9 protein-coding genes are annotated in these 15,252 nt (G+C 42.9%); all 9 read left to right on the top strand.

Annotated features, from left to right (window positions below; all coding sequences use genetic code 11):
• Positions 1-43 precede the first annotated feature (43 nt).
• The 9 genes from KCTCHS21_RS23800 to KCTCHS21_RS23760 all read left to right on the top strand — a co-directional run bounded on the left by KCTCHS21_RS23800 (position 44) and on the right by KCTCHS21_RS23760 (position 15,202).
• Positions 44-1,201 (top strand): ROK family transcriptional regulator, encoded by a 1,158-nt coding sequence (locus KCTCHS21_RS23800; RefSeq protein ID WP_130614056.1) that lies wholly within the window; start codon positions 44-46, stop codon positions 1,199-1,201.
• 88 nt (positions 1,202-1,289) lie between these two features.
• Positions 1,290-3,068 carry a sensor histidine kinase gene (locus KCTCHS21_RS23795; protein ID WP_130614054.1) on the top strand — a complete coding sequence of 593 codons (1,779 nt, stop codon included), beginning with the start codon at positions 1,290-1,292 and terminating at the stop codon, positions 3,066-3,068.
• Complete coding sequence (locus KCTCHS21_RS23790) at positions 3,061-4,155, top strand: response regulator (RefSeq protein WP_130614052.1); 1,095 nt, start codon at positions 3,061-3,063, stop codon at positions 4,153-4,155. Before KCTCHS21_RS23795 ends, KCTCHS21_RS23790 begins: the two co-directional genes overlap by 8 nt.
• Positions 4,156-4,278: 123 nt before the next feature.
• Positions 4,279-5,592 carry an ABC transporter substrate-binding protein gene (locus KCTCHS21_RS23785; protein ID WP_130614050.1) on the top strand — a complete coding sequence of 438 codons (1,314 nt, stop codon included), beginning with the start codon at positions 4,279-4,281 and terminating at the stop codon, positions 5,590-5,592.
• Between the two features lie 38 nt (positions 5,593-5,630).
• Positions 5,631-6,518 (top strand): carbohydrate ABC transporter permease, encoded by an 888-nt coding sequence (locus tag KCTCHS21_RS23780; RefSeq protein ID WP_130614048.1) that lies wholly within the window; start codon positions 5,631-5,633, stop codon positions 6,516-6,518.
• Complete coding sequence (locus KCTCHS21_RS23775; protein ID WP_130614046.1) at positions 6,518-7,375, top strand: carbohydrate ABC transporter permease; 858 nt, start codon at positions 6,518-6,520, stop codon at positions 7,373-7,375. Before KCTCHS21_RS23780 ends, KCTCHS21_RS23775 begins: the two co-directional genes overlap by 1 nt.
• 39 nt (positions 7,376-7,414) lie before the next feature.
• On the top strand, positions 7,415-9,052 hold the full coding sequence (locus KCTCHS21_RS23770; RefSeq protein WP_130614044.1) for a cellulase family glycosylhydrolase: 1,638 nt from the start codon (positions 7,415-7,417) through the stop codon (positions 9,050-9,052).
• 68 nt (positions 9,053-9,120) lie between these two features.
• Positions 9,121-10,257 (top strand): phosphodiester glycosidase family protein, encoded by a 1,137-nt coding sequence (locus tag KCTCHS21_RS23765; RefSeq protein WP_130614042.1) that lies wholly within the window; start codon positions 9,121-9,123, stop codon positions 10,255-10,257.
• A 466-nt stretch (positions 10,258-10,723) separates the two neighbouring features.
• Positions 10,724-15,202, top strand: a complete 4,479-nt coding sequence (locus KCTCHS21_RS23760) for an S-layer homology domain-containing protein (protein ID WP_130614040.1) — start codon at positions 10,724-10,726, stop codon at positions 15,200-15,202.
• The last annotated feature ends 50 nt before the right edge of the window (positions 15,203-15,252 follow it).

Below are 15,252 nucleotides of genomic sequence, written 5' to 3'. Positions count from 1 at the left end.
GGAGGAATGAGTCATTGTACGTATTAAGGGTAATCTGCAGCTAATGAAAGAAATGAATACCGCAATGATCATGAATCTGCTTCATAAGGAAGGGAGACTAACAAGAAAGGAGCTCTCAGTCATTACTCAGCTTAGCGCAACGACTGTTTCTGTGCTTATTGAAGAGCTGATAACGAAAAATTACGTCGAAGAAATAGGTGAGCAAATTTCCTCAGGAGCAGGAAGAAAAGCGATTTCCTTGCAAATCAATAAAGACAGTGGATATGTGATTGGAATTTCTCTCGGCAATAACTTTCTCATATGTGCCTTTATGAATTTGCATGGCGAATGCATTTCGGAATATCAAACGAAGATAGCTACCGGAAACGATTCTTTAGGTGAACAGATTAATGCAGCGCTAATTAGCTGTATGAATCAGGTTGAAGGCTTAAATATGAAGCTTATCAAGGGGATCGGGATATCTACACCAGGTATTATTGATGAGCTGGAGGAGACAGTTGTCTATTCCAGCTTCCTGAAGCTATCTCATTTTAATCTGAGAAAACAACTCGAGGTCTTTTTCCCGCAAGTTCCTATTAAAATCGTGAACGACTCCAATGCGGCAGCCTTTGCGGAGCATTATTCAGGGGCAGGTAAGGATAAGAATAGCCTGCTCTATATGACGATTAACGAAGGAATAGGCGCGGGGATTATCCTTAATTCACACATTCATTCGGGATATAAAGGAGGCGCAGGTGAAATTGGCCATCTTCCCGTTGATCCTGATGGGGAGATATGCAATTGCGGCGAGAGGGGCTGTGTGGAAACCATCCTTACTAGTCCTTTTATCCTCAAGAAATGCCAACAACGCTCGGCAGAGCTTGGTCGAGCAATACCACAGACCTTTGAGGAAATAATAGCTCTTTACGAAGCAGATGAGGATTGGTTGGAGCCGATCTTCAATCAGGTATTGAGCACAACAACGCTGTTAATTACTAGTACGGTAAACTTTATTAGTCCTGAGGCAGTCATTATTGAAGGCTGGATGAACCGATCAGCTAAGTTCTCGGAGAAGCTGAGAGTTGCTCTGGAGAAATTTCCTTTCCCGTTCGAATTTACGAGGGATCGGTTACTACCAGCTTCTTATGGCGAGAAGGGGGCTCTTTATGGCGCGGCCACTTTAATGCTTCATAGAATATTCAGAGCATCCATTCTCGAGTAAGCGTTGACAGCTTATCAGGCTATCTCTACAGTAGGATTATAAAGAAGTTCAGTAGAGGATAGACTGATAAGCGAGATGAGGACATGCTGTGAAGAGAACAATAGGGATTCGATTTAAGCTGATGGTGCTGATGATATGCCTAACGACTTTACCGGTGGCAACCGTAACATGGCTTGCTTCTAATAACACTCGTCATTCGGTTGAACAGGAAATCATCAATGCGAACGTTTCGCGGATGGAATGGGTGAATCAGTATCTTAATGAGCTCATTCAGCAGATCGACACTTTATTTTATACGGTTCAGATTAATACACAGTTAATGAGCAGCTTGGCCACGGTAGATACTCCTATTCTAAGCGATCAATTTACAACGCAGAAATACATCAGTGATACCCTCAAGCAAGTATTCTATGCCAACTCCAATAAAATCGATGATTTCACCTTATACATTCATGAGTATAAAAAAGCGATATCTGTGAACTTTACCAGTAGTGGAAATAGTACTTATCTGGATATTCAAAATGGGCCATGGAGCCGAATGCTGAATACCCCTATTAACATGTATTTCAAGCAGGAGATTAATGGGATATATGCCTTTCATAGCATGAATCGGTTCGAGGATCGCAAGCTAATCGGGGGTCTCTCCGCTAGAATAAACCGTAAGGTTTGGGATGAAATAGGCAGCATTCTTAAGTCAGAGCAGGATAGCTCTGTTTTCTTGCTCAACGATGAAGGTGAATTGTTGTCTGGTTCGACTAATGGCAAAGATTCAGAAGAAACTTATGCTCTAATTAGCAGTCTGGATGTGCCGGAGACGGGACTGGGCTTTCAGAAAACGAATAAATATCATTTTTTCATGCAGAAGGTTAGCAAGGGGAAAATGACCATTATTAAAGCGATCCCTGTGGAAACGATTAATCAGAGCGCACAAGCTACGATTAAAGCGGGTATACTCATTGGGATATTGTTTGTAGTGGCTTCCGTGCTCCTTTCCATTCTAATCTCACTTCGAATCAGTAAACCGATAGTTAGTCTTGCTCGGACGATGAGGAAGGCGGAAATTCAAAGCTTTGAATTGAAATCTGTTAAAAATACCGATGAGATCGGCTTGCTAGAGCATGGTTATAATTCGATGATGCAGCGGATGAAAGAGCTAATTGAGGTCGAATACCAGAGAGAGATTGATATGAAGACCTCGCAGCTGAGAACATTACAAGCGCAAATTAATCCCCATTTTCTGAATAATACGCTGCACTTAATTGGGGGTATGGCATTAGAAAAGGATGCACCGGAAATCTACCGAGTCACTAGGGTAATCGGAGATTTATTGAGGTATTCGATAAGCACCGGAAGCGATCTCGTTTTATTTGGCGATGAGCTAAAGCATATGCAGAACTATATTTTTATCCAAGAGCAAAGATTCACCGGACGATGCCAAGTTATCGTTAACAATGACGAGACCTCTCTAGAGTATCGACTTCCTAAATTCACATTACAGCCCATTGTGGAAAATGCGTTCGAGCATGGCCTGCAAAGCAAGGCTGGTAGCTGGTCTGTCGAAGTAAGAATAAAGCAAATTCGTAATCGCATTCTCATTGCCGTTATGGATAGTGGTGTCGGCTTAGATGAGGATAAGCTTCGTGAAATTCGTCATGACATGCAATCTGGGAATGAAAGTAACATTAACCTCCCTGATAAAGAGCCGAGTGGAAGAAGGAAAGGGATTGGGTTGAAAAATGTGGATTCCCGATTAAAGCTCCATTTCGGTGAACGTTCAGGCATACGGATATATAGCAGGAAAGGCATGGGAACGATCGTCTTATTTAAGCTTCCTATGAAAGTAAAGGGTGGATTTGAAGATGTATAAAGTGATGATTGTTGATGATGAGCCGTGGTCCAGAAAAGTAATTAAGCAGCTAGGTGAATGGGACTCCTTACAATTGACGATCGTTGGAGAAGCGGAGGATGGTTCCGAAGGCTTACGATTGATCGATGAGCTGCAGCCAGACATTATCGTAACCGATATGAGAATGCCAGGCATAGATGGTGTGGATCTTCTGAAAGCTCTGAAGGAGCGACACCCGCTACTCAAAATCATTGTGATGAGCGGGTATGATGATTTTGTCTATCTTAAGCAGGCCATCCATTCCCAAGCCAAAGATTACTTACTTAAGCCAGTCGATCCAGATGAGCTTAACGCCGCACTTGCACAATGTGTGAAGGAATTGGAGCAGACCAAGCAAATCTCGATCTTAACTAAGAGCGTGCCACTTCTACTGGCCGATTCGACGATTTTGGATCAATATCTAGAATACCGTCACCTGGTTTACGGATATTTAATGGATTTGAATGCTACCGGTATCTCGCATACGTTAAATACTTTGCAGCATTTATTGTCTACTGAACACTTCGAGGGCAATAGCCTGATGGAAATTGACGATGATTTAATGCAGATGCTCAAGGATTTTGTAGCAGCAAGCGAGCTAGAGCAAGAATGGGATCAGTGGATTGTTGCGCATAAGCTGGGGCTTCCTGAGGAAAACCTACCGACATCCGTGAACGAAATGATCGGAAGAGTCGAACGAATATACAATCAGGTGGTAGAGGATGTACAAGAAATACGCAAAAAAAGAAATAAATTAGATATGAATGAAGTTCTCACTTACATTAATCATCATTATAAGGAAACAATATCACTAGAGTCTCTAGCTGATCATTTCTATATTAGCAAAGAGCATCTAAGCCGAACCTTCAAAGCATTCAGCGGGGAAACCGTGAACGATTACATTATCTATAAAAGAATGGAAAAGGCCAAAGAGCTGATCGTCGAGCATAAGCTGTCCATTAAGCATGCAGCTGAAATGACTGGGTATATAGACGTTTCTTATTTTTACCGAGTATTTAAGAAGTATTATGGATTTGCTCCAGGAGAATTGCGTAATGGAAAAGAGTGATACGATTGAGGCAAAGCCTACCTCAATATTGTGCAATAGAAGACGTTAATATCCTGCAATGAAAATCGTAAGCGCTTCCAGCATACTAGGGATGAAGTTAAACAAGAGGGGGAAAAATCAATCATGAAGAAAATCATCCATTTAAGTCTGATTGCTGTAGTTCTGTTAACGGTCATTGCAGGTTGTGGAAACGGGAATAACAAGGCTGAGCCTTCAGCACCAGCTAGCACGACAACAGGCACTCCGGAATCACAACCAGCCAAGCCAACAAAGGTAGAGCTAAATGTATTTATGAGCTACCCACAGTATAAGGATCAGTTCGAAGCTTACTTCGAGCAATTTAAGGCTAAAGAATTAGCTACCAAAAATATCGAAGTAACGATCAAGGCAGAAATGCCGAATTCTGATCAAGCAAAGCAAATCTTACAAACACGTCTCGCATCGAACGATGCACCGGATTTGTTCACGCTTCATGCGAACGATATTCCGACTTACTATAATGCGGGTTACCTAAGTGATCTAACCGATCAACCTGCTATTCAAAGCTTGTACGAGCCGATTAAGAAAACGGTAACTTACGATGGTAAAGTTGTTGTCCTTCCATTAGAAAGCTCGACATGGGGATACTTGTACAATAAAAAAATGTTTAAGGATTTAGGGTTAACGCCACCTAACACCTTGGATGAAATGAAAGCAGTTATTGAGAAGCTGAAAGCGGCAAACGTTGCACCTTTCCAGCTGGCTTTTCAAGAGTCTTGGGTACCACAGCTGATGACTGCACAATCGCTTGGCGGAATCGTATCCTCTCAGCACCCAGATTGGATTGAGAAAATGAACGCAGGTCAAGCATCATATAAGGATGTTGCGGCTATCTTCGACATCATTGATCTGATTAATGCGAATGGGACCAAAAAGCCTTTCGAAGTAGGCAATGAAGCGGGAGCAGCAGATTTCGCGAATGGCAAATCCGCGATGTGGGTTCAAGGACCTTGGAATGCAGATGCGATTCTGAAAGTAAATCCAGAGTTTGAAATTGGCGTTGCAGCACTTCCAGTAAGTAATGATGCTAAAGACACGAAGATTAACCTGTCTACATCTACTTCTCTAGCATTGTCACCGACAAGTAAGAATAAAGAAGTAGCTCTTGATTTGTTGAACTATATTCTTGACGAGAAGGACTCCTCCGCTTTGTTCGAGCAATTGAAATTTAACCCGATTTCAACCGTTCACCAATTCAAGGTGAGCCCATGGGTAGATGAATCCTCGGCTTATGTGGCGAAGGGGCAGGCGTATCAGGATTTGTCTCTTCCTAATGGTGTTACAGATGAGCAAGCTAAGCTGCTTCAAAGCTATTATGCCAAGTCGGTGACCAAAGAGGGCTTTATTGCAACGATGGATAAAACGTGGGCAGCAGCCGTTAAAGCAGCAACGAAGTAAAATTCGAGGCTAGGCTAATCGTATAGGAGTGATAGGATATGAGTTTCTTAAGAAATAGGAAAAAAACTCTCACCCTGTTAGCCTTCGTTTTTCCAGCCCTCCTATTCTATTCCGTATTTGTACTCGCCCCCTCTATCGGGGGGGGCTGGTACAGCTTAACGGATTGGAACGGACTGAATCCCACCTATAAAATGGTGGGCTTTGGCAATTACATCGAAGCGCTAACAGATGATCGTTTCTTCCTAGACTCAATATGGTTTACGTTAAAATATGTTGTTTTTATGGTCATCCTTTCGAATTTTTTCGCTATCTTATTGGCTGTATTGATCGAATCGCGTAAGCGCAGCAAGGTTTGGTTTCGGACAATCTTCTTTATGCCGAATATGATTAGCTTAATTATCGGCGGGTTTATGTGGATGTTTATTTTCACTAAAGTTTTGCCGTATATAGCGGAGCATACGGCATTCAAATTTTTGGACCAATCGTGGATTGGCGATCCAAAGCTCTCGTTCTTTGCCATTATTATTCTTTCCCTCTGGAGTGGGGTTGGCTATTTAATGGTCATCTATATCGCGGCGCTTCAAGGTGTTCCTCAACAGCTTAAAGAAGCAGCGTCAATTGATGGGGCGAATGCATTTCAGACGTTTCGGAACGTCACCCTGCCTATGATTTATCCTGCACTTACTATCGGTCTATTCGTGACCTTGAATAACTCGTTCAAAGTATTCGAGGCGGTGTTCGCGCTTACTGGTGGTGGGCCGGGCAGGGCTACACAGGTTATTGCGCTTAACATTTTTGAAGAGGCGTTTAGTATGAGTAATCGTTATGGCTATGCGAGTGCTAAAGCGATGATCTTATTTATGATTGTATTTATCATCACGATAGTTCAATTATGGATCATGAAGAGAAGAGAGGTGGAAGTCTGATGCATCTAAGCGCTAATGCTAAAGGTGATCGATTAAGTCGCCGAGTGGGCTCAGCTCTCATTTTTCTCTTCCTCATTCTCGGAGCCGTTGTCATGTTATTTCCGATCTATATGGGTCTTCTAAATTCAGTGAAAACACAAAGCGAGATGCTGACCAACATTTTATCCTTACCGACCAAGTTTCAATTCAAAAATTATGCGAGTGCCTTTGAGAAAATCCACTTTTTTCGGAGCTTATGGAATACGATACAGATTGCAGGAGTTGGCTTAATCGGTATTATTGTGTGTGCTTCCTTAGCTGGCTATAAGCTATCGCGTACGAAGGGCGGATTAAGCTCTGCGCTGTTTGGACTATTCATCCTATCTATGTTAATCCCTTTTCATTCCATTATGATTACGCTCGTAAAAATATCGAACAAATTGTCCATACAGGGCTCGATATATGGATTGGGAATGATTTATATCGGACTGGGCGTTTCTATGGCTATCTTTTTATACCATGGTTTTGTGAAGTCTATCCCGCGAGACTTAGATGAAGCCGCCATTATAGATGGATGTGGGGAATTTAAGCTGTTCTATGCGGTCATTTTTCCGCTGCTGATGCCAGTAACGGCTACAATTGCCATTCTAAATCTGCTGTGGATGTGGAATGATTTCCTACTGCCTTTATTGATACTGACCAATTCAGACGGCTATACGTTACTTTTATCTACGAATATGCTGTTCGGCCAGTATAGCAATGACTGGTCTAACATTTTATCTGCTTTAATACTGGCGATGCTTCCTGTCGTTATTTTTTATCTCATCCTACAAAAATATATTCTCAATGGAATTGCTGAAGGTGCTATCAAAGGCTAGAGCAAGCTGATTTTAAGCTTAACGAAGGAGAGAACGACTTTGACAATAGCACAAGAGCATGAGGTTACTGGGTTTCTTAAAGCGGTCGGGCAGAAGCTAATCAATGGTGAAGGAAAAGAAATTCTTCTTCGCGGAGTCGGATTTGGTAGCTGGATGCTCCCTGAAGGATATATGTGGATGTTCCCTAATGAAGGGGACCGTCCAAGGCGAATCGAGCGAATGGTTACGGATTTAGTTGGGGAGGAGAAGGCCGAGCAATTCTGGCAAATCTACTATGAGCGTTATACCTCTGAAGACGATATTAAGCAAATTGCTGCAGATGGCTACAACTCCGTACGCATACCTATAAATTCAAGATTTCTAATCATTGAAGGCGATACGGAAGCTATCCAGTATCATGAGCAGCACTTGCTAATGATTGATAAGGCTATTGAATGGTGTCGTGAGCATCGGTTATATGCCATTCTGGATTTACATGGTGCTCCTGGTGGTCAAACAGGCACGAACATTGATGATTCAGAGAATGACCAACCGGAATTGTTCATTAGTGAGCGTAATAAACAGATTACGATTGAGTTATGGCAAATGCTCGCTAAACGATATAAGGACGAGTGGATTGTCGCAGGCTACGACTTGTTGAATGAGCCTCTACCGAATTGGTTTTCTGCTTATAATGATCAAATTATGCCTCTCTATCGTGACATTACGAAAGCAATACGTGAAGTAGACGATCGCCATATGATTATTCTGGAGGGAGCGCATTGGGCCACGGATTGGTCGATCTTCGATCATAAATTCGATGACAATGTGATGCTTCAATTCCATAAGTATTGGAACAATCCAGATACAGAGAGTATTCAAGTATATTTGGACAAAAGAGCAGAGTGGAACGTACCGATCTACATGGGTGAGGGTGGCGAGAATAACAAGGAATGGTACGCGGGAGCATTTCGTTTATTCGAGGATCATGATATCTCATGGAATTTTTGGACGTGGAAGAAGATGGGGAAGGACAATTCCCCTTGCTCGGTCAATATACCGTCTGGTTGGCAGCTATTGATTGATTATTTGGAGGGAGGAAGTAAACCGGATGAGGCAACTGCAGAGCGCATTTTGTGGGAATATTTGCATAATATTTCATTCGCAGAATGTGTCTATCATCCAGAGGTTACCTTGTCTCTTTTCCGGAGACCTACGGCACGAATCCCGGCCATTTTCTATGGTTATAAGGGAGAAGGCTTAAGCTATCAGGTACAGGGACGGAGTCGTAGCTCTGTTGGCTTCCGGGTTCAAGATGGCGTTGATATCCGATTTGTTGAAAGCTCGAGGGAGATCGCCAGCTTTGAGCATAGCAAAGGGGAGCCGTGGAAGGCAGACGAGCGGATGTATGTGCAATTAGCTGTTGAAGATTGGGCTTCTTATGAATTCACAGTTGCGAATAATTCAGAGGCTTCACTATATTTTATTGATTTGTGTATCTCCACTCCTAACGATAGTGCGGCGATTGCTGTCTCATTAGATGGTGAAACGATTGGAAGTATCGAGCTAGCCGACAACATATGGGAAACGAAACGAGTGCATGACCCAGTTAAACTTGCTGCGGGCTTACATCGAATCGAGCTAAAGGCGACGAGCAATTCGATCGGTATCCAATGGCTTGAGGTTATCCCAGCCTAATTGAGGTGCCCTACTTATCCGATAAAAGAAAGGTGTGATAACAACTAGATTACAAGGAGCTTTCGTCTATGAAAAAAATCATCTTGCTGCTACTTCTCTTATGCTTATGTTTCGTACCTACCAGTTGGGCTTCAACAGAGCCTAAAAGCTTTGGTTACCTAGATTCTGCGAAATCAACGACCTTTGTTCCCATTCAATTCTTAAGTAAGGTCGGAGTCGATGTGAAATGGGATTCGAAAGAACAACGGATTGATATGACCTATGAGCAAACCAAGATTTCCATGTATATAGGAAAGAAACAAGCATTCGTCGATGAGGAGCAGATTGAACTAAAAAACCTTCCCTACATTGCTCAAGGGATTAAATACGTGCCGCTTAGCTTTATTACCAATGCTCTGAACATCAAGCAGGAGTGGAGAAACGACACGTCATCCGTAAGTATTACTTTAGATCAACAAACCGCAGAGCTGCCCGTTATTAACCAAACTCTTAATCCTAGCAATAGTAAACCGATTATAAGTGAGAGTAAGACCCTTAAGGTCGGAAGCAAAAGCTTTAAAACTCAAGTCGTGACGATCTCTCTTATGCACCCCAAAATTAGATTAGGTGTTGCTCTGGCACATAATGAGATTGGCCGAGTAGACGATTTGAACAATATTGCTAAGAAGAATGGAGCCACTGTAGCGATCAACGGATCTTTCTTCGATGCTTACACAAAATCGGATATTAAGATTCCGTATGGGAACATCGTTAGCGGTGGTGAACAGCGGAAAAAAGACTTAAGTGATCGCCGAACGATCTTTACCTTCGATAAGAATAACCTTGTTAAGCTTATATCAGGTACGTATTACAAGGAACAGTTTAAGAACATTACAATTGAAGGTGGCGTACAGGTAGGTCCGCGTTTAGTTAAGAATGGGAAAGTCGAACTGAACGTTGTTGCGGAAGGCTTCAAGGATCCGAAAATATTGACGGGCGGTGGCGCTCGAAGTGCGCTCGGTATAACCCGTGACCATAAGCTCATACTTCTCACGACAGGCGGAGCAACGATCCCGCAGCTGGCGGAAATGATGAAACAGGTGGGAGCTTACCAAGCCATGAATTTAGACGGGGGCGCATCAAGCGGGTTATATGTAGACGGCAAATATTTAACGACACCAGGCCGCCAAATTAGCAACGCAATTATTGTGAAATACGAGAAGTAAGCGAGAAAAGCAGTGTCAAATCCTAAACTAAGGACCTTGCGGAGCAAGGTCCTTTTTAGGTCGATCAGAAAGTTTGATTATCCTTTGTAACAGGAAGTGATGAATTTTCTTAAGGGATAAATTAGTGTTTTAATGATATAAATTAATGATTAAAATATAATGAATATATAATATAACTCCTAAATTATGAGCATTTTAAAGGTTTTTAATTGAACGGACATCATTTTAAAACAGTGATTACATTTAATTAATTTATTGACAAAGTAAAATGAGGATTCTATAATCAGTCTGAACGATGCGCATATCGTTTGAGGGGAGGCAAAAGATTCAGACTGTATTCAAAGCGTCTTTGTTGTGATTTAGGTTTTGGGGGCTGTTGTCATTTAGAAGCGACGGGCAAACTTCAATCGGTATATTGTAAGCGCTTCAATTATGAGGGTGTATCCTAAATCAGGGAGTGGAACGAATGAAAAAAGCGATTATCTATTTATGTCTAATTACACTAGTTAGCGCGATGTTTTTGAATAGTGCTACGCCAACCTATGCTAGTATTGACGAACCAGTGGTTCCAGTGTCTCCCTCAGATCAATTTATTAATGAAATGGATACTCATATTACTCCCTACCATCCGCCTGTCGGTGATGGGGTAACGTATAATGGCACTGAGGTCACGATCACCGGAGCTGCCAATCCTAGTCCCTTTGTGTGGGGAGTCAATCAGCTATATGTTCCAAATAAGGCGAAAATTGTTCTTGAGACAGAAGTAATAAACGGTACCTACGGGCCTGGACTCCAAAAGTTTGGTGGACAGGGAATGTCTGCACCTGATCTTACAATTAAGAACGGAAACCGTGTTACTTATGTATGGTATGTCAACGAACGCGGCAACTTCATTTTATCGGCATTGGGTATGCACGGTAGTAGAACGGATATGAATGCTCCCACTGTTCTGAAAATTGTCAGCTTGAAAATCTGGAAAACGACAGAACGATTCGTAGGTGGAATGGATGTAACGCAATATCCGGTTGATCCTGTAGTCCCTAGATCAAATACGACCTATGCGGATCAAACGATTACTGTTGATGGCCCTGCGGCGGATAGTGGCCCGCTCTTCTGGGATGCCGGACAAATTAGTGTTCACGGACAGGCGAATACCCGGATTGAGATGGATGTCACATTAAAAAATGGTCAATTTGCGGATGTTGCACTGTTTAAGCCGGGCTTTATTGTGCTGCCTGACCCGACACTTGCTGTTAATGGAGATTCGGTGAAAGTGACTTGGATCGTTAACCAGCCTGAAGATTTTGTTATTTCTACGCTGCGCACTCGTTTTGTTGGAAATGGGGCTGATCCGGCTTCAATGAAGATAAACAGTCTGAGGGTGTGGCAGCCGTTAGTGAGTGCTACACTGCCAACCAACAAGCTTGATGCCGACCAAATTCTGTTAACGCCTCCGGCTCATGATGTGCAGATGCGCATGAACAATGGGGCTATGACTATGTTTTTGGATGGCAATCCGATCAGTGGACAGCTATGGACGTCAATTCTCCCGTTTAATGTGAGTGATGACTACCTTCGAAATGTAGTAGGGGGTATAGACTACCCGATTGTTGCTCTACCTTTTGCAGTTGGAGAAAACACATTAAATAATATGTTTCGAACTACATGGCTGGATGACGATGTATATGATTGGTCATCCGTTGATGAACAGGCAAGACGAATTTTGAATGTGCGTCCTGACGCGAAATTAGTTTTGGATCTTGCCTTCGATGGGGCTGTGTGGTGGACGGATAAAAACCCGGATGCAGCTAATCCCGATCCAGATGATAGAGAAAGAGCTCTCGTTGGTTCTCAAATGCCAGGACCGTTGGGGATACCTGATTATCTAAGTCCCAAATGGAAGGCTACTTCGCGTGAGGTGCTGCGCCAGCTGATCGCTCATATTCAAACCAGTGATTGGGGCCATGCAGTTATTGGCTATGAGCTGTTTAACGGCTTCTCGATGGATGCTAACTTCTTGATTCCTCATGATAATGCACGGGTGATTACAGATTTCCGCACTTACCTGACAGAGAAATATAAGACCGACGCTGCTTTACAGCTGGCATGGAAGGATCCTAGTGCAACCTTAGCTACAGCAATGCCGGTATCAGCAAGCTCAACAATTAATGCAGTGCCACCAGGTCTTATCTTGCAACCGTCTGTAAACCAGCATTTTCTGGATACCCGTTCGTTGTTGTTGGGCCAGTGGCGTGAGGTTTTCTCGGATTTCGCCCGGGTAATTAAAGAAGCGACTCAGAACCATGCCTTGGTTGGTGCTAGAACAGGTGACTTTTACGGACAATTCGGATGGAATAACACTACGAACAGAGTCGGCGAAGATTCTGGTTGGTTGATGCCTCTGCTCCAAGATCCGAACTTTGATTACTTCGATGTCCAAGAGCCTTATGTGGGTAGGATGCTAGGGGATGGTGCAAATGTTCCTGTTATTCCTGTTAAAGCTGTCAACCTATACGGGAAGGCTATTTTTATAGAGAATGATGTTCGGACATATACGGCAGCTGAGGACGACGGCTTCGGACGAACGCCTGATCTGCCGACAACCATTCAGAAGCAAAGACAAATATTCTCTAATGCTTTAACGAATGGCACGAATCACACTCTTTTTCAACTGAGCTTCGGTTATGATCATCCAGATCTAATTGCTGAATTTAAGCGTCAAGAAGCGATAATGAGAGAAGCTCTCCAGAAGGATCGCTCTTCTGTGGCTGAGGTTGCTTTCGTCTTCGATCCCGATATGCGTTACTATTTAGGCGATGATAACAAATATACGGCACCCACCAGGTACTTTGCCTTATTTGATACTGCAAAGCATTTGTGGCAGAGAGCTGGCGTGCCATTCGATATGATCTTTCTTGATCAGATTAATGAGCTAGATCCTTATAAGGTATACGTTTTCGCGAATACCTGGAGCTATACAGCGGAGCAACGTGAAATGATTCGCAATAAGGTTTTGAAAAATGGACAGACTGCCATTTTTCTTTGGGCCGACGGTGTTTTATCAGAAGACGGAGCCTATGATGCTCAGACGATAAGCGATTTGACAGGCATGGACATTCAATTGTCTAATGTCGAACGTACTTGGGCGATGAGTGCGACCCAGGAGCTTGCAAATCTGACAACTGCGCAGAAAGACCAAGAAGTCGGATTGATACCTAGAGAAAATATGGATATAGATAATGGGATTAAAAATATGCAATCCTATGAATTCGGGCCATCCTATACGATTAATCAAACTAGTAACTTGATTCCTCTGGCTCAAAAAAATGGACAAATAACAGCTGGACTTAATGAAGGCCCTGACTATCAGGTTATTTATTCGGCATCTGGAAACCTTACGCTTCCATTGTTTGAATTAGCATTAAAAAAATCGAATGTGTTTCAATATACCGATTCAACAGCGCTATTCATGATGAACAAAACTTATGTGGGTGTTCATGCCAATAAGACGGAAACAATTAAACTCAAATTTCCAACCGCGGAGACTCTAACAGATTTGTTTAGCGGCCAGGTTTATGCTGCGAGCACCGAGCACGTAATTCCTGTTGAACGAAGTCACACGTATTTGTTTGAACGTAAGGCTGTTCAACCGGTTACTCCTTCGATCACGACGCAGCCGACTAATCAGACGGTGACGGTGGGAGCGGACGTAACGTTTAGTGTTGCAGCCAGCGGCGACACACCGCTCAGTTATCAGTGGAAGAAAGACGGTAATGTGTTAACGGATGTTGGAAGTATTAGTGGAGCAATGACGGCTACCTTGAATATCTCCAATTCGCAGGTTAGCGATGCGGGCGACTACACCGTTGTAGTGAGTAATGAGGCAGGTCATGCGGAGAGTATTGCAGCAGCTCTTGTTGTCAATGAGCAGGTTTCGCCACCAACGAACCCACCATCATCTCCAAGTGATAGCAAGGTTATCGCAACGGATGGTAAATTAACGCTTCCTGCAGGTAAAGTGGGGGAAGTTAGTTTAAGTGATACGATTGTGATCACCATACCGATGGGTGCTACAGACAAAGAATTGAAATTAACGATAGAAAAAGTGGCAAATACTCAAAATCTACTACTGAATAAAGAGGTTCTAGTCAGCCCAATCTATGAGATCTTGAAAAACTTCGCGGAGAATTTTCGTAAAGCGGTAACGTTGACTTTAACATTCGATCCGACAAGCTTGAAGGATAATCAAACTGTTGCCGTCTTCTATTATGATGAAGTGAAGAAGGTATGGGTGGAAGTTGAAGGCGGCAACATAAATGGAAGCCGTATAACTGTAAATGTAGATCACTTTACGAAGTACGCCGTCTTCGCTATAGACAAAGATGGCACTGTCCCAGTAAAAGATATTCATTTCAGTGATATCTCTGGACACTGGGCGGAGGCAAGCATCAAGCAAGCTGTTAGTAGTAAGATCGTTAGTGGATATCCCAATGGAACATTTAAGCCGGACGCTTTCGTGACGCGTGCACAATTTATGGTCATGATGATGAACGCATTGAAGCCTGAAGGAGAAGAAGTTAAGCTGTCTTTCGTTGATACCGTGAAGATAGGAGACTGGGCATTAAAGGCTGTCTCGCAAGCAGTACGAGAGGGCATTATTAAAGGGTATAAAGATGGTAGCTTCAGACCAGATGCAGCAATTACACGCACAGAGATGGCGGTAATGATTGCGAATGCACTCCGCTTAAAGACAGAGTCAAATGCTGTAACAGACTTTGCTGATGATAAAGGCATTGCGGGGTGGGCGAAAGGTGCGGTGGCGGCTTTGAAGAGTTTGGGTATTATGGCAGGTAGAGGATCAAATGAATTCGCTCCTGAAGTCAAAACAACAAGAGCGGAGGCTGTAATGGTTCTGCTGAAAATGTTGGAACAAAAGAGTAAATAGACAAATCTTCTATTTATAATAATTTTATAAGTAAGTTAACTAAATATTTA

The organism is Cohnella abietis, assembly GCF_004295585.1.
GTDB lineage: Bacteria > Bacillota > Bacilli > Paenibacillales > Paenibacillaceae > Cohnella > Cohnella abietis.
Note: the sequence above shows the minus strand (reverse complement) of the source record. Positions and strands in the feature narration are given on the sequence as shown.

Coding starts and splice junctions, on each gene's coding strand:
- KCTCHS21_RS23780 (WP_130614048.1), top strand. CDS start 5,631: ATGAGTTTCTTAAGAAATAGGAAAAAAACTCTCACCCTGTTAGCCTTC.
- KCTCHS21_RS23775 (WP_130614046.1), top strand. CDS start 6,518: ATGCATCTAAGCGCTAATGCTAAAGGTGATCGATTAAGTCGCCGAGTG.
- KCTCHS21_RS23790 (WP_130614052.1), top strand. CDS start 3,061: ATGTATAAAGTGATGATTGTTGATGATGAGCCGTGGTCCAGAAAAGTA.
- KCTCHS21_RS23800 (WP_130614056.1), top strand. CDS start 44: ATGAAAGAAATGAATACCGCAATGATCATGAATCTGCTTCATAAGGAA.
- KCTCHS21_RS23785 (WP_130614050.1), top strand. CDS start 4,279: ATGAAGAAAATCATCCATTTAAGTCTGATTGCTGTAGTTCTGTTAACG.
- KCTCHS21_RS23760 (WP_130614040.1), top strand. CDS start 10,724: ATGAAAAAAGCGATTATCTATTTATGTCTAATTACACTAGTTAGCGCG.
- KCTCHS21_RS23765 (WP_130614042.1), top strand. CDS start 9,121: ATGAAAAAAATCATCTTGCTGCTACTTCTCTTATGCTTATGTTTCGTA.